This window comes from Teredinibacter waterburyi, from assembly GCF_001922985.1.
GTDB lineage: Bacteria > Pseudomonadota > Gammaproteobacteria > Pseudomonadales > Cellvibrionaceae > Teredinibacter > Teredinibacter waterburyi.
This window is the reverse complement of the sequence record NZ_MRUH01000086.1, coordinates 72,559-91,458: the sequence shown is the minus strand read 5'-3', so window position 1 is coordinate 91,458 and position 18,900 is coordinate 72,559. Positions and strand designations below refer to the sequence as shown.

The 18,900-nt window shown below is 47.9% G+C and carries 15 protein-coding genes; 13 read left to right on the top strand and 2 right to left on the bottom strand.

Features of this window, described 5'->3' with window-relative positions; all coding sequences use genetic code 11:
- The first annotated feature begins 117 nt into the window (after positions 1 to 117).
- From IDZ20_RS06600 to IDZ20_RS06590, 3 genes are all read left to right on the top strand, one after another.
- Positions 118 to 921 carry a transposase gene (locus tag IDZ20_RS06600; RefSeq protein WP_188150634.1) on the top strand — a complete coding sequence of 268 codons (804 nt, stop codon included), beginning with the start codon at positions 118 to 120 and terminating at the stop codon, positions 919 to 921.
- A gap of 255 nt (positions 922 to 1,176) precedes the next feature.
- Positions 1,177 to 1,971 carry an SH3 domain-containing protein gene (locus IDZ20_RS06595; RefSeq protein WP_245792163.1) on the top strand — a complete coding sequence of 265 codons (795 nt, stop codon included), beginning with the start codon at positions 1,177 to 1,179 and terminating at the stop codon, positions 1,969 to 1,971.
- Entirely contained in the window at positions 1,941 to 2,585 is a 645-nt protein-coding gene (locus tag IDZ20_RS06590; RefSeq protein WP_188150632.1) for an outer membrane beta-barrel domain-containing protein, read from the top strand. The genes IDZ20_RS06595 and IDZ20_RS06590 overlap by 31 nt, the downstream gene beginning before the upstream one ends.
- 42 nt (positions 2,586 to 2,627) lie before the next feature.
- Here the strand turns inward: IDZ20_RS06590 and IDZ20_RS06585 are convergent, their stop codons facing one another.
- On the bottom strand, positions 2,628 to 3,299 hold the full coding sequence (locus IDZ20_RS06585) for an outer membrane beta-barrel domain-containing protein (RefSeq protein ID WP_188150631.1): 672 nt from the start codon (positions 3,297 to 3,299) through the stop codon (positions 2,628 to 2,630).
- A gap of 374 nt (positions 3,300 to 3,673) precedes the next feature.
- Here IDZ20_RS06585 and IDZ20_RS16340 point away from each other — a divergent pair, with 374 nt between their 5' ends.
- The 10 genes from IDZ20_RS16340 (at position 3,674) to IDZ20_RS06535 (ending at position 17,350) form a co-directional block, all read left to right on the top strand.
- Complete coding sequence (locus IDZ20_RS16340) at positions 3,674 to 4,510, top strand: hypothetical protein (protein WP_245792162.1); 837 nt, start codon at positions 3,674 to 3,676, stop codon at positions 4,508 to 4,510.
- 56 nt (positions 4,511 to 4,566) lie between these two features.
- The gene (locus tag IDZ20_RS06575) at positions 4,567 to 6,348 is read left to right on the top strand and encodes a tetratricopeptide repeat protein (RefSeq protein ID WP_245792161.1); all 1,782 of its coding nucleotides are present in this window, start codon (positions 4,567 to 4,569) and stop codon (positions 6,346 to 6,348) included.
- Positions 6,349 to 6,350: 2 nt separating this feature from the next.
- Positions 6,351 to 9,224 carry a tetratricopeptide repeat protein gene (locus IDZ20_RS06570; protein WP_188150630.1) on the top strand — a complete coding sequence of 958 codons (2,874 nt, stop codon included), beginning with the start codon at positions 6,351 to 6,353 and terminating at the stop codon, positions 9,222 to 9,224.
- Positions 9,211 to 10,008 (top strand): tetratricopeptide repeat protein, encoded by a 798-nt coding sequence (locus IDZ20_RS06565; protein ID WP_245792160.1) that lies wholly within the window; start codon positions 9,211 to 9,213, stop codon positions 10,006 to 10,008. Before IDZ20_RS06570 ends, IDZ20_RS06565 begins: the two co-directional genes overlap by 14 nt.
- The gene (locus tag IDZ20_RS06560; protein ID WP_188150629.1) at positions 10,005 to 10,403 is read left to right on the top strand and encodes a hypothetical protein; all 399 of its coding nucleotides are present in this window, start codon (positions 10,005 to 10,007) and stop codon (positions 10,401 to 10,403) included. The genes IDZ20_RS06565 and IDZ20_RS06560 overlap by 4 nt, the downstream gene beginning before the upstream one ends.
- Before the next feature lie 24 nt (positions 10,404 to 10,427).
- Complete coding sequence (locus tag IDZ20_RS06555) at positions 10,428 to 11,243, top strand: MotA/TolQ/ExbB proton channel family protein (RefSeq protein WP_188150628.1); 816 nt, start codon at positions 10,428 to 10,430, stop codon at positions 11,241 to 11,243.
- Positions 11,244 to 11,267: 24 nt separating this feature from the next.
- Complete coding sequence (locus IDZ20_RS06550) at positions 11,268 to 11,819, top strand: ExbD/TolR family protein (RefSeq protein ID WP_188150627.1); 552 nt, start codon at positions 11,268 to 11,270, stop codon at positions 11,817 to 11,819.
- A gap of 5 nt (positions 11,820 to 11,824) precedes the next feature.
- Complete coding sequence (locus tag IDZ20_RS06545; RefSeq protein WP_188150626.1) at positions 11,825 to 12,403, top strand: ExbD/TolR family protein; 579 nt, start codon at positions 11,825 to 11,827, stop codon at positions 12,401 to 12,403.
- Positions 12,404 to 12,406: 3 nt separating this feature from the next.
- Positions 12,407 to 13,381 carry an AgmX/PglI C-terminal domain-containing protein gene (locus tag IDZ20_RS06540; protein WP_188150625.1) on the top strand — a complete coding sequence of 325 codons (975 nt, stop codon included), beginning with the start codon at positions 12,407 to 12,409 and terminating at the stop codon, positions 13,379 to 13,381.
- Positions 13,382 to 13,741: 360 nt separating this feature from the next.
- Positions 13,742 to 17,350 carry a fibro-slime domain-containing protein gene (locus IDZ20_RS06535; RefSeq protein ID WP_188150624.1) on the top strand — a complete coding sequence of 1,203 codons (3,609 nt, stop codon included), beginning with the start codon at positions 13,742 to 13,744 and terminating at the stop codon, positions 17,348 to 17,350.
- A 123-nt stretch (positions 17,351 to 17,473) separates the two neighbouring features.
- Here IDZ20_RS06535 and IDZ20_RS06530 read toward each other — a convergent pair whose 3' ends face one another.
- Positions 17,474 to 18,676, bottom strand: a complete 1,203-nt coding sequence (locus IDZ20_RS06530; RefSeq protein WP_188150623.1) for a PilT/PilU family type 4a pilus ATPase — start codon at positions 18,674 to 18,676, stop codon at positions 17,474 to 17,476.
- Between the last annotated feature and the right edge of the window lie 224 nt (positions 18,677 to 18,900).

The window sequence follows — 18,900 nt, the reverse complement described above, 5'->3', positions numbered from 1 at the left end:
TGGTTGCTGCTAATGCTGGGCCTACTCGCTAGCAGACGAAAACAAACCGCGTAAATAGCAAGCCGCGCAAACAAAAAACCCGCTTCATTGAAGCGGGTTTTTTTATAGCTGTAGTCGGTGCGGATTACGCGCATCGAGAACAGTGTGTTGTATAGCGGCAGTATTTTTGTGGATCGCTGGCTAGAAAATCCGCAGAGCCTGGATGCGGCTACACTCGATAAGGTGAATGAAATTATTGACGACTGGCGTACCAGGTTGAGCTGTATTAGTTGGTTTATGCGCGGCGTTAACGAAACGATTGCCCGCATGGCAAATGACGAAGATAACTGCAAGGGCCGTTTTTGGGAGGGTCGATTCAAAAGTCAGGCGTTGCTAGATGAGGGTGCGCTACTTAGTTGCATGGCCTACGTTGATTTAAATCCAGTGCGCGCGGCGATGGAGCCAGATTTAGCGCGTAGCGATTTCACCTCAATCCAGCAGCGCATATTCGACTATTCAAAACATAAGCCCAATAAATCCAATTCCGAACGGCAAGTCGCGAGTCGCGTTAAGCAGCAGCGACAATTAAAAGTTGAGCTTGGATTGTCTAAACAGTCCGAGGTGCCACTTATGCCATTTAGCGGTACTAATCGTCTTTCAATTCACGTGGCTTTGCCGTTTACACGAGAAGATTATTTCGACTTGGTTGATAGGACGGGGCGAATTATTCGTGAGGGTAAGCGTGGGTTTATTTTTTCGGAAATTCCGCCACTTATTTCGCAATTGGGCATTAATCCTGACAAATGGATAGAGCATGTTCGATTCTTTGGTGAGCGGTATGCCTGCAGCGCAGGAAGTGGCGAACGTTTAAGGGTGTATGCTAATTTACTGGGTAGGGCTTGGGGCAAGGGCGTTTGCCTCTCCGAGTCTGTTTATACTTAATACAATCGAATTTTCCGCATTACCTGCCGATTGTTGAACTGCAGGTAATGCGTCACAAATTGCACTATTGCTCGGTGAAGCCGAATGGGCCTGTGGTTAGAATGGCCTATTCGGCTTTTTTGTGTCTTGGAGAAAGTGTTGCCAAAATTCACTTGTCACTTTTTATCGTTTCGATCGTTTTTACTGTTACCGCTGAAGAGCGCTTTATGGTTTGGCGTACGGCCGTTTAGGTTGCTAGGGCTTAGGTGTGTTCTTTTGGCTCGATCGCGCAAGAGTTGTGTTACCGTTTGCGCACTTATCGTATCGATAAGCCTATTCAGTACAGCGACCCTTGCTGAATCTTTTGCTGTCGATCGAACTGCAGATGCGCCGGTTTCGTTGCGGGTGATAGACGCCTATGCCGATGTGCACTCCGGCCCCGGCCGTGGCTACCCAGTGTTGTACGCGATAGAAGAGGGCGAGTTAATCGAGATTCTTGCGCGTCAGCCTGGTTGGTATGAGGTTCGGTTGCGTAATGGTCATACCGGCTGGGTAGGCGCTGCGCAAATTTCTCGTACCATTCAAACAACCGGCGAACCCGCCGATTTACCTACTGTGAGTTACGGCGATTATTTGAAAAATAGTTTTCGGGTTGGTTTTTCGTCCGGCGCATTTACTCGAGGCGAGTTAAAAAGCGCCGATTTTTGGACGCTTAACGGCGGCTATCGCGCAATCAGCTGGTTAGGTGTCGAGGCTGAGTACGGTAAATTTTATGGCGATGAACTACGCGGTAGTTTTTACGGCTTTAACCTATTGGTAGAACCCTTTAGTCAGTGGCAGGTTTCACCCTATATTTTGGTTGGCGCTGGCAATATGGATGTGGGTACTCAGCCGAAGCTGGTGCCAGTAGAAATTAAAAAGTCAGATTTCATTCAATATGCCGTCGGTGCAAGCTATTACCTTGGGCGAAACTTTGTCGTTAAGTTGGAATACCGAAGTTACGACGTTTCAACAGATTCAGATAATATAGGTTTAGGTGCATGGAAAATCGGTTTCAATACTTTCTTCTAAGGGTTCTCCGCCATATAAAATCAGGCGGTATCAGCTTGCTTTTATTGGGCGTGTTGATAACGCTTTTGCCGGTTTCTGCTAGCGCGCAAAATAATACTCAGGCAAATTTGTCGACAATCGATAATGAGTTGTTCGATATTGGTATGCAGGTTGGCTTAATCAATATTGAAGACTTTGGCAGCGAGATAGTGCTGGGCACCAGTGCTACGTTTAAAGCCAGCGAAGATTTCTTTTTGCAGTTTAATTTTTTGCGTACAGATGCCGACTATTCATCCTATGAGCGTAGTCAAGGCGCTTACTTTGATGGCGCCGACCGCAATTTTGAACATTATGATTTGCTGTTGGGTTACAACTTGTTTCAAGCGGAGTTTTTAGCTGATTCTGGCGCTGCAAATTTAGCCGCGCTTTATGTGGTTGGTGGCGTTGGTAATACCAGCTTTGGTGGTGAGGCGAGCTTTACCTATACGGCGGGTGTCGGATATCAGGTGGTTTTTGCGCGTACCTTTGTGTTGCGTTTAGACTATCGCGATCTTATTTATACCTCAAATCTTATAAACGAAAATAAGACCACCCATAACGGCGTGATTACCGCCGGTGTTAGTTTTCTGTTCTAGTTCGATAGTTGGTCTAAGTGATTAGAAATGATTTAACGCCCGCTAAAATAAAATATTCAAGCCAATCGTTAACTCGGTATTGTGTGTTGTTTTACCGTCACCAATAAATTCTCGATTAAAAATATGGTCTTTAAAGTCGATATTAACGGTAATGGTATCGGTTAGCACTGTTCTGTAGCTGGCGCCGAAGCTGTAGCCAATTTTGCTGTTGTCGGCGAAGCTGTTCTGGCTTAGGCCGGCGAGAAGATAGATATCCGAGTCTAATTTTACATTCTTGCCCATAAATGAGCGGCCACGTAACACTCTATAGCCGGCCAATAATTCTGTATAGGTGAAATCGTAATCGCTACTGGCCAAAAAATTGAGCCCAGAGTTTTCTTCGAATGAGGCGTGGCTTGCGGTCGAGCGGCCGTGATTAATTTGCGCAAGGATATTGGGCTTGTAGTGGTAGCTAAATGAAATGCCTAATACTGGGTTGGTGTTGAAGTCCTCGATATTCAGCAAGCCAATAAACGCCCCCAATTCAAATTTCTCCGTATCAATTTTGGCGACCTTAACGGGCTTGGGCTGGTTGGTCGGTTCGATGATTGGGGGGCGTTTATCCGAATTGATCCCGCCTATTGTGTCGCCAGCTTCCTGAGCGTAAGCCAAATTCGTAACAGCAAAAAGCGCGGTAAATCCCAATAGGGCGGTATTTTTTATCGGTGTAGGCATTGCTTCAGGTCCATTCTTCTTACCTCCTGCGGAGGTGAAAATCATATTTAAGAAATATCGCGTTGGCGTCTAGCGCTATTTAAACATAAACCTATTGAACCAAAGCGCAGGCATCACAGCAATAGCACAGGGATACTTAGCGCCTTAATAGGCGTGACGCTCTCAGCAGATTCGCAAGTTGCTTAGGTTTTACGCTAGATATTACGAATGTTGTCTAAAAAGCTAGTATCGCTCGCGGTTAGAAACGAATAAAACAGGGCATATTGTCACCTTTGCCATCGCATATAACGAGATAGTGTGGCCAGTAACTTGGTAATAAAAATTTAGTCGCATATTCGCTGTTATCTGGTTCTCAGAATCAAGACTCTAGGTTTATGTTATATAGGAAATTGGTACCAATTCGCGTATGTTTTACCGACCGTAAAAGTTCGGTAATAGATGATCTCAATAGTTGTTGTGATCAAATTAACAATGATGGTGTGAAGTCGGTGCATATTTTAAGTCGTAAAAGGTCGCAACAGTCGGCTAACACTGGGCGTTCGAGAACTCGGAGTCTTTTGTTTTCCTTCGGGTTTATTTGCGTTTCGAGTTTTTTAGGCTTGTTTGTTACGCATACTTTAGCTGCCGACAATACGGCTGAAAAAACTAATAGCTCGCAAGGCGAAACTGCTGTCCCTAGCGAGGCCCAGAGCGATTGGACGAAAAATGTCGACGCGCAACACTTTCAGGAGGTTGAGCCTGAGCAGGGTGCGAAGAATATAAGTGACTTACGCGGCATTGCAACCAATGTTCAGTCGTTAAAGCAGGAGGTTATTGAGCTAAATAAAGACCTTCGCAATATGGAAGAAAAGTTACTCTTCCCATCAAATACCCGTTATACGGTGTTCTTATCGCTAACAACGGGGCAATTTTTTACCCTCGAAAGTGTCAAGTTAAAAATAGATGGCAAGTTGGTTGCCACGCAAATTTATTCGAAGAAGCAGCGTACGGCGTTAAGCCGAGGCGGTATTCATCGCTTGTATGTGACGAATTTAAATCAGGGGATGCACAGCGCCACCGCATTTTTCACGGGCTTAGGAAAAGATGGCCGCCCTTATAAGCGTGCAGCGACACTAGACTTTGAGAAAAGTGCAGGCAGTGAGTTTCTTGAACTGGCGATTATGGATGAGGGATCGACTCAAGAGCCAAGGTTCGAATTAAAGCGCTGGTGATAGAAGCAATGTTGTATAGCATAGGGCCCCACTTTTTTTCGGCGTGCAGTCAGTTGTTGACTAGAGGCTTAGTTCGAACTCGCATTGGATTTAGTTGCTCTATCTTATTACGCTGGCCGCTACTATTATTTCCCGCGCTATTTACCCTAACGTTTTTTTGGTCGGCCGCTAGTAGCTCGGCCACTCAAGCCTCGTCCCATATTCAGTCTGAGCAAGCCCTCGATTACGGAACCGTACTCTACCAGTTTTTTCAAAAAGACTATTTCAACGCTTTAATTGAGCAGCGTGTTGTGGAGCGTAGTGGCAATAACCTTGCCTCCCGTGGCCGTGCACAAATACTTAAGGGCGGTATGTTGCTCAGCTATGGTTTGCCCGATCAAGCCGAGGCGTTATTTTCCCAACTTCTCGATGTGAAAACCGATATCGAGGTTCGCAATCGCGCTTGGTATCATCTGGCAAAACTTTTTTACAGTAAATCTGATCGAGTGAGCGCCAATCGTGCACTCGACAAAATTGACGGAAAAATTCCTGCCGATCTTCATATCGAATATCACTATTTAGCTTCACTGCTGAAAAATGACGGGAGTCATGGTGATGCCGTTAGCGATGCAATTTCAAAGTTATCTGGTGAGCAGCCACACTATTCATATTTGATCTTTAATATCGCGGTGTCGCAATTGCGTGCTGGTAATGTAGCTTCTGCAATCACAGGGCTAGAGGAGGTGGCGGGTTATCAAGGGCAGAATCGCGAACTACTCGCGCTCGCGGATCGCGCTAAGCATGGTTTGTCGCAGTTGGCGACTCAGGCCGGCAACTTACCTCAGGCGTGGCTGTATTTACGCGGTATCCGCACTACAGGCCTTTACTCTAATCGCGCCTTGCTCAGTTATGCTTGGGCAGCGATTAATATGAAACTCTACAGTGAAGCCGTACCGGCGTTGCAACTGTTAGACGACCGCTCTATAGCAATTCCAGAAGTGCAAGAGTCTAAGGTGTTACTCGCGCATCTCTACGAACAGGAAGGCTCACCACGAAAAGCGTTGCGCAGTAATGTCATGGCCGAAAAAGCCTTTAAAGAAGGTATAGAGATGCTAGCCGAGGCGCGCCGTATTATTGGTCAGCAAGATGTGCCTCGTGAGTTTATCGAAAACCTTGATGCGATAATGGACGAAAGTGATTGGTACAGTGCGCACGCGTCTGTGGACTATAAAAAGCTTACCCCGTTTCTTATCGATTTAATGGCTAGCCATCCCTTTAATGAAACCTTAAAAGATTTGGCTGCGCTCTACACACTTGACGACAATCTTTCTTATTGGCTTGCGCAAACCGAACAGCATCAATTAATTTTGGCGAGTGCAGGTCGTCGCGCCGCGGTGGATGAATTGTCTGATTTGATTGCCCGCAGTGAAATATTAAATGAGCGTCTACGCGACCAAAAAGCCGAAATTAGGTTGACGACCTTAACGCTTGAGGAAGAGCAAACGGAGCGCTTTGATGTAGTGCTAGCAAACGTGTCGCGTGAGATGACGCTGCTGGATGACAAAATACGCCAACTTAAAAAAATTGAGAAGCCCTACCAGCAGCCGGCGTCTTACCCGACTATGGTCAAAGAGCACCATCAGCGTGCGGCGTTAAAGTTACGCCAAACTCGGGCCTTAATTGCACAGCTAGAGCCGGTGATGCGTAAGCTAGTAAACGATGAGCTAACCAAACATGAAGAACGCATGCGTTACTATTGGGCGCAATCGCGGCTTGCCAAAGCGCGTCTTTTCGACTCGACATTGTTAGAGTTGGAAAATGCTAAACCACAGAATGATGCTGCCGCGGGAGACAAATAGTCATGAAATCAACCTATTGGGCTTTAACCTTTGTGTCCAGCTTGATCCTTGCGGGTTGCAGTTCAAGCGGCAATCAAGCGACCTTGGGCCAGCTGCGTTATAAACCGGAGCGTGAAAAGCCTGTCGAAGTTAAGGCGATGGATCACCAAGAGGTTCGCGCCGAATATGAAGAGCTACTGCATCTGTTTGAAGATGAGCAACTAAAAGAACAGATTCAACGCCGCATTGCCGACGTGTATATGATGGAAGGGGTGCAAAACCAGAATAAAAATAGTGGCGCGCCGAAAAGCAACTATTTAGATGCGATAAAATCCTATCGCGACATCCTCGAGAAGTATCCCGACTCGCCAGACAATGCTGAAGTGCTTTATCAGTTAGCGAAAGCCTACGATATGGAAGGCGATCAAGACGAAGCTTTGAAAATGATGGAGCAGCTTACTCAGCGCCATCCTTACTACCCTAATATTGCCGAAGCGTGGTTTCGTATGGGCGATATCTATTTCGGCTACCAGCGCTATGCAAAAGCCGAGCAGGCCTACAGTGCGGTTACCAAGTTAACTAACGAAAAACTCTGGGTGAACGCGCACTACATGTTGGCCTGGACACAGTACAAGCAGTATCGCTACCGCCAGAGTATCGAGTCATTTGCATTTGTGCTGAATTCCCTGATTAAGCAAGATGAGAATTTGGACGGGCTCGCGAAAGCGGAACAGTCCATGGCGAGTGATACCTTGCATTCGGTTATCTTATCGTTTGATAAAATTGGCGGTGCAGGCGCAATTGAGTCTATTCCGAGTTTGGCAAACCGCGCTTATATATGGCTGTTGTATAGCGAGATGGGCGATTACTATCTGGGTAAGGAATTGTATGAAGAGTCGGCAGAATCTTATCGCGCATTTGTACTTCGCTTTGCTGACTCTACACGCGCGCCGAGCCTCCACGAGAAACTCGTAGCGACTTATTTGAAAGGCGGTTTTCCAAAGCAGGCACTTGATGAGAAAACGCGTTATGTGTCTTCTTATGGTATTCATTCCAATTATTCGGGTAATAAGCAGGCTTCAACCGCAAGCGGTTTACGGGCGGATATTGAACCGGTAATTAAACTGTATCTAGAAGAGTTAGCTCAGCATAATCATGCAACCGGGCAGGATTTTTTAGAAGCGATTGCGGATGTCGAACAAACCAGCGCGAATGATAGCCAGCAAAAGAAGAAGCGCGCTCAGCTTGAAATGGATGGTGTGGCAGCGCTGGATGTCGCGGCAGGTTTTTATCAAGAGTTTATCGATACCTTTGCGGCGGATAGCAAACTAGACCAAATGCGCTTTCTAAAAGCCGAGGCCTTATTTCTCGCAAAACGGTATCAATTAGCCGCGCAGGAATACGAGCTTGTTGCCTATCATCCTCTCGGCTCAAGTGCCGAGAAGCAGGCGGCTAATGCCGGTTATGCGGCGATCGTGTGTTACGAAAATATTATTGATGGTCTGACCGATGGTAGTAAAGCGGCAAAGCAATGGCAGGCGCTCGCCGTTGAGTCGATGCTGCGCTTTAGTCAAACCTACGACAGCGATAGCCGTTCGCCAACGGTATTGACCACAGCTGCCGAAACCATGTTTAGCTTGGATCAATATCAGCGTGCAATTGACACCAGCACTGCACTGATCGCTAACGACACCGAGCTTGATTTGGAGTTAAAGAAAACGGCGTTTGGCATTATGGCCCATTCGCATTTCAAACTGCAGCAGTACACGCAAGCCGAAGACGCCTATTTACAGCAGCGTAATCTCAGTAAGCCGGGAAGCGAAGAATTTATTGCCATTTCCGAACGTTTGGCTAGCTCGATCTACCGGCATGCGCAAGATCTTGAAACTGGTGCCAATATTCAAGGCGCTGCAGACTACTTCTTAAAAATTAAGGCGCTTGTGCCAAACTCAAAAATTCGTGCCACGGCGCAATATGAGGCGGTAGCGCTATTGTTGTCGTTAAAGCAATGGAACCCCGTCATCACTGAGTTGAAGGACTTGATTACGCGCTCTGCCGATCATGAAATGGCGGTTGAGTTTCCCCGTCAGTTGGCCTACGCCTATGAGCAAAGTGAGCAATGGGCATTGGCCGCGGAAGAGTATCTTGCCCTTAGTAAGCGCGATCCAGACGCGGAAGTTAAGCGCGAGGCGCTGTTTGCCGCAGCATTAATGTATGAGAAAAATACGAACCATAGCACAGCAGTTACCCTGTTTAAGCGCTACGCTAACGCCTACGAACAGCCCTTCGAGACACGTATGGAAGCTCGCTATCACATGGCGACAAACTATCAAGCGTTAGACGAAGAAGGCAAAAAACTCTATTGGTTACGTCGAATTATTGACGGCGATAGTCAGGGTGGTGCACAACGCACTGAGCGCAGTCGCTGGCTGGCCGCTTGGGCGAATCGCGAATACGGCGAGTACTTTTATCGCGAATTCAAAAAGACGCGGTTGCGTTTACCTTTGGTGAAAAGTTTGCCACGTAAGAAAGAGATGTTAGAGAGCGCTCAGCAACGCTATCAAGCAGCCGCTGATTATGGCTTTCTCGAGTTCGTTACGGAATCTTCGTTCAAAATTGGCGATTTGTATCAAATGTTCGCTAACCAGTTGATGGCTGCACCGGTACCTGCGGGAATGTCATCGTCCGATACGCAGACTTATCAGTCGATTATTGCGCAACAGGCACAGCCGTTGACCCAACTTGCCGCCCAGCTGCACACCGCTAACTTGGAACGTGCTTGGTCTGGGGAGTTTAACGAGTGGATCGAAAAAAGTTTTGCCGCAATGCGCGAGTTGAATCCGGCTCGATTTGCGAAAGATGAATTAATTGTGAGCTATGGCGATGAAATACGTTAATTCAAATATTAATTACAGCCGCTTTGCTGTTATAGCGGGATTAGCTCTATCTGTGCTGTTATTTTTGAACGGCTGTGCTGGTAGCTCTTCCAAACAGAATGTAAGCACCGCCGTGGATGTTGCGCCAGAGCTGATCGAGACCACTGGATTTTTACCTCGTGACCAGTTTGATAAAGAGGGGCAAAAGCTACCCTATCAAATTGCACCGAACCAATATGCAGAGCAAACAGGGCGTGTTAGTAAGCAGGCTGTTGCCAGTTATATCGACGCTAGGCGAGCCTATAAATCGGGCGATTTCGATAAAGCGGTAACTCTGTTGACGGCCTTAACCGCAGAAGAGAAAAATCTATCCGGGCCATTGGTTATGCTGGGTGATATCGCAAACGAGCGCGCGAATTCAGCGGAAGCGTTAGATTTTTATCGTCGGGCTATTCAGGTTAATAAACAAAATATTAACGCGCACCTTCGTTTGGGAGCGCTTTATCGCAAGCAAGGCGAATTTGTTCTTGCACAAAACAGTTATGCCACGGCATTGAACTACTGGCCAGATTTCCCCGAGGCGCATCTAAACCTCGGCATACTTTACGATGTGTATTTAAATCTGCCGCTTAAAGCGCAGCAGCATATGGAAGCCTACCAGTTTTTAACCCAAGGCAAAGACAGCCAGATAGACGCTTGGCTGGTCGAGCTGCGCGAACGCACCGGCGTTAATTACAGTATAAAAGCGGGGGTAGCTAGTGCAGCTCCGCTAACGCAAGTTGGCGCGGCTGGAGGAACCCCATGAGCAATTTAAAAAAGCGTATTGCAAGCCATCTATGGCGTTGTACTTTTTGTGTTATTAGTGGGTTTCTATTGGCGGCTGTGGCGAGTGCCGACGAAGAAAAGAAGTCGAAAAGCAAAAATGAAGAAGTGCCGAACGCCGCCTACTATAAATTGGAGTCGACCTTTGTTGGCGACAAAGAGCAGCCTGCGGTGAGCTATTTTATTCCTTGGAAGGGCACGTCGACGCCAGACAAATTGCAGTGGAATTTGGACGTTAAGTACGATCAGACCCTAGACCTTGTCGATCGCGATGTTGTGTTGCGATCCATGAATATTTACGACGAGATGAATTTAGAAAATATTGATACCCAGAGTGTTGGCGCGGAAAACCTAGCGCCCGCTGCTGCAACAGAATAACCGCACCTAAATAGAGTATTTGTTATGACAGATGTATACAGCATTATTGTTAAATTTTTCCAAGAGGGCGGTTTCTTTATCGCACCGATTGCGATTGTGTTTTTTATAGGTCTGGCGATTGCTATTGAACGCTGGGTTTACCTGAAGTACGAAAAGATTCGCAATGCAAAAGCGTTTTCGGATTTCTTGCCGCTATTGCGTACAACTGAAATTGAAAAAATGCAAATGTATACCCGCGAGAACCAAGCGCCAGTGGTGCGGATTATTGGTTGTGGCTTGGACATGATGAAGGTGTCGCGGCAGCGTGCCGATGTCGAGAACGCAATGAGTGAGGGTATGTTAGAAACCATGCCTCGTATAGAGCAGCGTACCGGTTACTTACCCGTGCTTGCGAACGTTGCAACACTGCTGGGTTTGTTGGGTACGATTGTTGGTTTGATTGGCGCGTTTACGGCGGTCGCGAATGCCGACCCCGCGGAAAAGTCTCAATTGTTGTCTTCGTCTATCTCGGTAGCGATGAACACCACCGCACTCGGTTTGATCGCCGCCATCCCGTTGTTGATCTTGAACGCGATCTTACAGAACAAAACCAAAGCGATTATTACCAGCATCGAAATGTCGGCGGTTAAGTTTTTGAATATTATGACTTTGCACCGATTTATCGAAGCGGGCTCGCCACGTACCGGTGACAACGGTGTTAATCCCTACGCTGCCAGTCAAGTAGCCGCTGCACCAACTGCGCCAAATGTCGCTGCACCATCTTCGCCGGTTAGCGCGCCGAATCAAACCGATATGGCGAGTAACTCGCCGCCAGAAAATGACGATTTGGTTACGGTTTAAGATTGTCGCTCTGAGATAGCTAAAATGAATTTCAAATTTAAATATTCCGGAACCGATGAAGCGGAGCTTGACGTTACATCGTTTATGAACCTGATGATTGTCTTGGTTCCGGTGTTGTTGTTGAGTATGACTTTCACTCAGGTAACGGTATTGGATGTAAAACTTCCCGATCTAACCGGTGGTGCGGTGAGCAGTGACGATTCTCAGTCACAGCTCGAGGTGGTGGTCGATCCCAGTGGTTTTAAAGTTATCTATCCCACCGACGTGGTGATTAAGGAAATTCCAAGGCTAGTCTCTGCGTCGCCGTCTGATTCTGGCGAACAACCCGTAAACGAAACTGACGGAGACGGCAGCGCGGGCGGATACGATTATTTAATGTTGTCGCAAGTACTACAGGAAGTTAAGCGGCAGTTGCCGGAAAAACGCGATGCAGTGGTACTAGCCATGCCTAATACGCATTACCAGGATTTAATATCGACAATGCAAGCCGTTAAATCCTACAAAACAGTTGTCGCTGCAAGTGTGGTGGAGATTGAGCTGTTTCCTGAAATTTCACTTGGGGACTCTGCGAAGTAGCTAACATGATTAGTCAAACTCTGTTTTATCGCCGTGACGACAAGAGCAATCAAGGTAAATTGAGCCTGATTGCATTAATGGATATTTTTACGATTCTCGTATTTTTTTTACTGCTTAATTCTGGTGATAGCAAAAATATTGAGCATGCTAAATTTGTGCAGTTGCCGAATTCTAGTGCGGGAAAAGCGCCCTATGCCGAAATTTCTATCATGGTGGGCAGCGATAAGTTGTGGGTCGATGAAAAAGCTATAGCCAGCGTGGATAATTTATTAGCAGATCCGGATCAAGTTATCGTACCGCTACAAGTGTTATTGCAATCCTATCGCGAACGTATGGGAGAATTGCAAGGCTACGAAAAACAAAACGGCTTGGCGTTAACCATTATGGGTCAGCACGATGTCCCGTATAGCTTGATAAAAACAGTCATGGCAACCTGCCAGCTGGAAGGCTTTAGAAATATTTCGCTCGCGGTGAATCGTATTGCCGCTCAGGTTCAAACCACGTCCCAATCTATAGGTTCTGATGGGGCAGGTGTTCCTAGCTCAGCTGCGCCTGCGGCTCTAACTTTACCGGCGGGAGGTTAGGCGATGAATGCGGTCTTAACAAATGTCCCGCTGCAGCCACTTGCCCTGGATCTTGAATTACCTTGGTCTAGCAATAGTGACCAAGATGAAAAGTTTGTACGTACATTAAAACGGTTTTTATTTCCGCTGTTGTTTTTTTTGGTGTTGATTCCTTGGTTGCCCGTATTTGAGTTGAGTTACAACGAACGAGAAACCGATCAAGTGGTTACCACTGTAGTTTTGAAACCGATCGAGGTTTCGCCGCCGTTGCCAGAGGAGCCGCTAGTACAAACTAAAACCGTGCCGGTTGCCAAAGAAGTTCTCGACCAGCCGCGCCCCAGCCCAAAACTTGCGCAAACAAAAGAACAAAAAGTAAAGCCAAAGCAAGATAGTGAAAACGCAATGGCGCAGTCGCAAGGGTTAAATGAGCTATCGAGTCAGTTGTCGGCGCTTACCGGTAGCGTTGATGTTGCGCGGTTACAAAAGCGTAATGTTACGTCGAGTACTCAGGGAAGCGTGCAGAATAATTCCCGCGAGTTTTTAGGCAAAGACGGCGCGGTGCGACGCAGTGACGGCATAGAGGTAGACGAAAATTTAGTAGTGAGTTCAAGCGCTGGGCTGGCCGAATATACGTCGACCTCTGTCGATGGCCTAGGGTTAGGTAACGCCCCTGAGAGCACGCTGGCAAGCTACGGCTCGTCTCAGCAGGGCACTCGCGATATGGAAAGTATTCGACGCACCATGGAGCGCACTAAAAGTAATGTCTATGCCCTTTATCAACAGGCGTTGCTTCAGCATCCAGATCTAGCTGGTAAATTTTCGTTTCGTTTAGTAATCGAGCCCGACGGATCAATCTCCAAGTTATCACTCACTGCCAGTGAACTCGGGTTAAAAGATTTAGAAAATAAAATTCTCGAACGAATTCGCAGCGTTAATTTTGGTGCGAAAGATGTGTCCGCCACGTTTATTGATTACACCTTCGTATTCCTGCCTAGTTAGTACGCCGTTACTCCATTCATCGGGCTAATCGTCCGCTCATTCTTTCCTGCTAATGGGAGCCTTGCGCTCTCGTTGCGGTTCGTTCTCCTAGTGGTTTGTGATCTAGATTTCCTTATTACATTCGTTGCTTCTATAGCGGCGGCTAAAGGGTGAACCTGTTCGACACTTACTATGCAACTCATTCCACAGTTTGGGTAAAAAGCGACAGGTGGCGCCGAAATAAACTAAGGATTGCGAGTTAATTCCATCGGAATATCTTAAAAATTGGCATCCTGTTATGGCGTTCCCCCGTTCGGGAGCAATGTATACATTGGTTAGCTGGTGTATAGCTCAGACACAGACAGACTTTGGAGTAGCGTTATGTTCCATACAATCAGATTGCAAGCAAGCCGTATTGCTCTGGTTTCCTCGTTGGCCGTTTTTCAGGCCTGCTCCGGTAGTGGTGAACCTTCGGCCACTGCCGAAACAACCACTTCCGCAGCGATAATTAGCGCGGATACTCCCTTTATGTTTATTGAGCGCAATACTCAAGTGTCTGTTGCTAGTACTAGCACCAAGCTATCGAAAAGCTTAAACGCTACCGATAGCTCGCCCCTCGATCTATTTTCACCTTATGACTTCAATCCCGGAGCCAAGTTGGTTCGCCGCTCGGGTCTCGACGTTAATGGCGTGAGCAGCGAAGTACTCAGCAAGTATTTTGGTACCGAGAGCTACGATGTAAAAGATCTGAGTGTTTCTGAAGACGGCAAAACCTTGTTGTTTGCCGCGCACGGTCCTAGCGACAGCCTTAGTGACTGGAGCTGGAATATTTATGAGTACAGTTTTGACACGGGCAGAGTAACGCGAATTATCGCGGATGATAGTTTGGCGAACAGTGGCGAAGATACTAACCCAGCTTATTCCGCCGACAACCGCATTATATTTTCTTCAGACCGCGCCGCCGGCAATCCCAACCATGCCGTTGACAATGTTATCAATGAAGATCAAACCGCGTGTTACAAAGTGGGAGCAAACGAAAAACCATCGCTATTGCATAGTATGCAGAGCGATGGCGATAACATTGTTCAGCTTACCTATGGCTCTCACCACGATACTCAGCCAACAACGTTAAAAGATGGTCGCGTCGCTTTTGTTCGTTGGTCGCGCAGCTATGAGTTGTTGCGTCAGTGCCAAACACAAAGTGCTACGCTGAATAAAGTTGGCTTCGATCAAATGTTTTCCAGTGACTATCCCAGTGGGATAACCGCGCCGGCAGCATGGGGTTCTGAAGAACTCTGTGCGTTTGCAATAGAAACTCCTTTCGGTCCTGCTTTAGCTAGTAATCACTACACGCTTTTACGTATTAATTCCGACGGTTCTGAACTCGCTCAGCTTTACAACACGGTTACCACCAATGCATCCGACGAAAGTCTGTTGCAACTTAGCGACATGGTGCAGGCCGAGTCTGGACGTTTACTGGTTCTATTAAAGCACCGCTACAACCAGTTTCTAGGTGGTAACGTGATGGAGCTAATGGAGCCGGCTGAAACACAGTCCGGTGTGGTGTTTGCCAATTTGGCAATGAAGCCAATGATTAGCGCCGAGGTTACACTGTTTCCAAATCAGCCTTCGCTTGCGGGTTGGTACAGTGCCGTTGCTCCTTACCGAGATGGCACTTCGCGCGTTTTAGTTAGCTGGTCGCAGTGTACATCTGTTGATGACGGGGTAAGCTCCTTCTGCAGCTCAGACGACGCGACAGAATCGCTGGAAAACGCCTACGGTATTTGGATGTTTGATCCTGCCAGCGATAGCCGTTTGCCAATTTTAAAAGCGCGCAAAGGTGTGGAATATACCGAGTTGGCTTTGAGTCAGCCGCACACCGGTGTCGACTTTCCCTATGAGCCTTATAATCCGAATTACACACCAGACCTAGATGATTCACGCATTATTTGTGATGACCCCAGTGTTGTCATTACCCCCGAGCCTACTTTAGAGCCCACAGCTGTACCTAGTGTATCTCCTTCGGTTGCGCCAACGGCTATGCCAACGCCAGTACCAAGCCTTGCGCCAACGCTTATACCAACGGTTCTGCCTAGTATCACTCCTACGGTAATGCCGACTAGCGAGCCAACAGCGTTGCCAAGTGTAATGCCTACGGTTGCTCCTACTGTTAGCCCTACCGTGGCTCCGACAATAGCTCCTACTGTGGCGCCAACTGCTGTGCCTTCAATAACCCCGACGCTTGCGCCAACGCCGACTGCGTCTCCATTGCCAACAGCTAGCCCAGAGCCAACCGCGACACCTGTTCCAACGGTAGAGCCAACGCCTGTTCCTACGTCTATGCCAAGTGCAGAGCCAACACCTACACCGGTTCCAACATCGACACCAGAGCCAACTCCGGTACCAACTGTTGAGCCTACGCCCGAAGTAACACCAGAACCAACTCTAGAGCCAACGCCAGTTCCAACACTGGAACCCACCGCCACACCAGAGCCCGCGAACACGGCTCCGGTAGCGAATGCAGGCGAAAATATGAGTGCTCGCCCAGGTGTTGCGGTGAGCTTCGACGGCTCGGGTAGTTACGATACCGATGGCGATACGCTCACCTATAGCTGGGTAACCATCTCGGCACCGGCAGAAAGCAGTGCTGCGCTCGTTGCTTCAACATCGGTCTACCCGCAATTTACGCCAGATGTTGTTGGTCACTACGAGTTTGCATTGGTGGTGAATGACGGTTTGCTGAGTAGTGAAGCGGATAGTGTCGTGGTCGATACTGTAAACACAGCTCCTGTAGCTCTAGCTGGCGCCGATCAAGCCGCAGCGGTAAACGATACGATTCTGCTCGATGGCACGGCGAGTTACGATCCTGATGGTGATTCGATTCAATACCAATGGTCGCTCGTCAGTCAGCCTGAAGGGGTTGATAGCATGCTGAGCAATAGCAGCGCGGCAACACCGAGCTTAACGATCGACGCCTCCGGTACTTATATAGTGCAGCTGGTTGTTAACGATGGTTTGCTCGATAGTGATGTGGATACCGTGACCATAACCACCGCTAATACCCGTCCCGTTGCGGAAGCTGGCGATAACCAGACGTTGGATATGAGTAGCGGCACTGTGGCTTTGGACGGACGCGGTAGCTACGATGCTGACGGCGATGACTTAAGCTATCGTTGGAGTATTGTTGCGCAGCCTTCAGATGCACTTGCCGTTCTTGATTACAGCGAGTCCTCGACGCCCACCATTACCGTGAGCGGGGCCGGAACCTACGTGGCGCAATTAATTGTTAACGATGGTGAGATAGATAGCTCGCCGGATACCATGAGCATTGAGTTCGCCGCTCCCGCGACTTGTGATATGTCGGGCGTTAGCAGCCGCAGCTTCCCTGTTGTGTTACGCGATTTCCAGTCCAGCCATCCAGACTTTGAATATGTGATCGGTGAAGACAAGGGAATCGTAATGTCTACACTGGGTGGCGACGGTAAGCCACAGTACGCGCATGGCGATAGCGGTAGCCTTACTACGACCAATGCCGCGAATTTCAATCAATGGTACAACGACGTTGAGGGTGTGAATCAGCGTATTCCGATGTCGTTAGAGTTGACGCGAGTTGGTGATACCAATACTTGGAGCTATAGCAACGGCAGCTTCTTCCCGCTCGATCGTAAGGGTTGGGGAAATACGCCTCGCTACTGGCACAATTACCACTTTACTCTAGAGTCGCATTTAGTCTTTGATTACGAAGGCGGGGAAGTCTTTACCTTCCGCGGCGATGACGATCTTTGGTTGTACATCAACGGTGTCTTAGCCATTGATATCGGTGGTGTTCATGAAGTGGAAGAGGTGTCGGTAAGCTTGGATGAGGTAGCCTCACAGTTAGGCATACAGCAGGGCGAGCGTTATAGTTTCGATCTGTTCTTTGCTGAGCGACATACTGTTGAATCTAACTTTATGTTCCAGACTAATATTAAGCTGGCCTGCGACAATTAAATTTAAGGGAGAATTACAGATCGTTAATAGCTAGGTGGCCGCTTGGTGCTACCTAGAGTATTACAGGAATTTTATTTCAGCACCGCCCCATAAAAAACGCGACCTAAGGTCGCGTTTTTTATGTTAGTAGCTTTTGCCTCCAAATGGATTGTTGGGGTCGTCCTCGTCAGGTTGTTCAATTGCCTCTAGGGATAGCTCCATGCTGCCGCTCGTCGCACTACTGGCAGCCTTGTCTTCATTCTTGGCACTGGGTTGTGCACTGCCTTCAGCGAGTTTGATTCGCAAGCGCAAGTTATTGGGCGAGTCGGCATTGGCAACGGCTTCGTCGAAGCTAATTCTTTTCGCTTTGTACAGTTTGAATAAGGCCGCATCAAAGGTTTGCATCCCTAGGTTCTCCGACTTCTCCATAATTTCTTTAATGTCGGGTAGCCGATTCTTAAGAATCAATTCTTGAATGGTCTTAGTGCCGAGCAATACTTCAACCGCCGCACAGCGTTTGCCGTCGATGGTTGGAATCAGACGCTGGGAAACAAACGCGCGAATATTTTGTGACAAGCCTAAAAGTAGTTGCGGGCGCCGCTCCTCTGGGAACATGTTGATGATACGTTCCAGCGCTTGGTTTGCATTATTGGCGTGCAGAGTAGAAATGGCTAAGTGTCCGGTTTCCGCAAACTCTAGCGCGTGCTCCATTGTTTCTCGGTCGCGAATCTCACCAATCAAAATGACGTCTGGAGCTTGCCGTAGTGTGTTTTTTAAGGCGTTGCGAAAACTACGCGTATCAACACCCACTTCACGCTGATTGATAACGCTTTTCTTGTGTTTGTGCACATACTCAACCGGGTCTTCGATGGTAATAATATGGCCGCCGGAGTTGCTGTTGCGGTAGTCAATTAACGCCGCAAGTGACGTGGATTTACCCGAACCGGTTCCTCCCACAAACAACACCAAGCCGCGCTTTGTCATAATCACGTCTTTTAAAACATCGGGCAGGCCGAGATCTTCGAATTTGGGGATTTCGGTGTTGATATTGCGGGCGACAATCGATACCTCGTTGCGTTGTTTGAAAATGTTCACACGAAAGCGCCCTACAGACGGTATCGAAATTGCCAAATTCATTTCCAACTCGTCCTCGAATACTTGACGTTGCTGGTTGTCCATAATGTTGTTGGCGATGGCTTCCACCTCACCTGGTTTTAATGGCGTTTGAGAAAGCGGTTTGAGCGTGCCTTGGAATTTTGCGCAAACTGGCGCGCCAGTACTCAAGTACAAATCAGAACCGTCTTTTGATGCCAGGATCTTAAGGTAGTTATCTATGGGTGTACCCATGCTGCAGTTGTCCTTTAGCTAATCTTAAACTGATAGAAATCAGTATAGACAGCTAACTGCAAGGCTGCGCGGTGGCGGGGCTTTCGCCCTGAATTTAAACGTTTAGAAGCACCAGCCACGCTGATATCAGTCCAACGTCCCCACCTAGGCCCACACAAAAATCTATGCTGATCAATAGCATTTGAGGCTAGGTTGCTTTGGTAAACTTAACGGTGCGTCTTCAG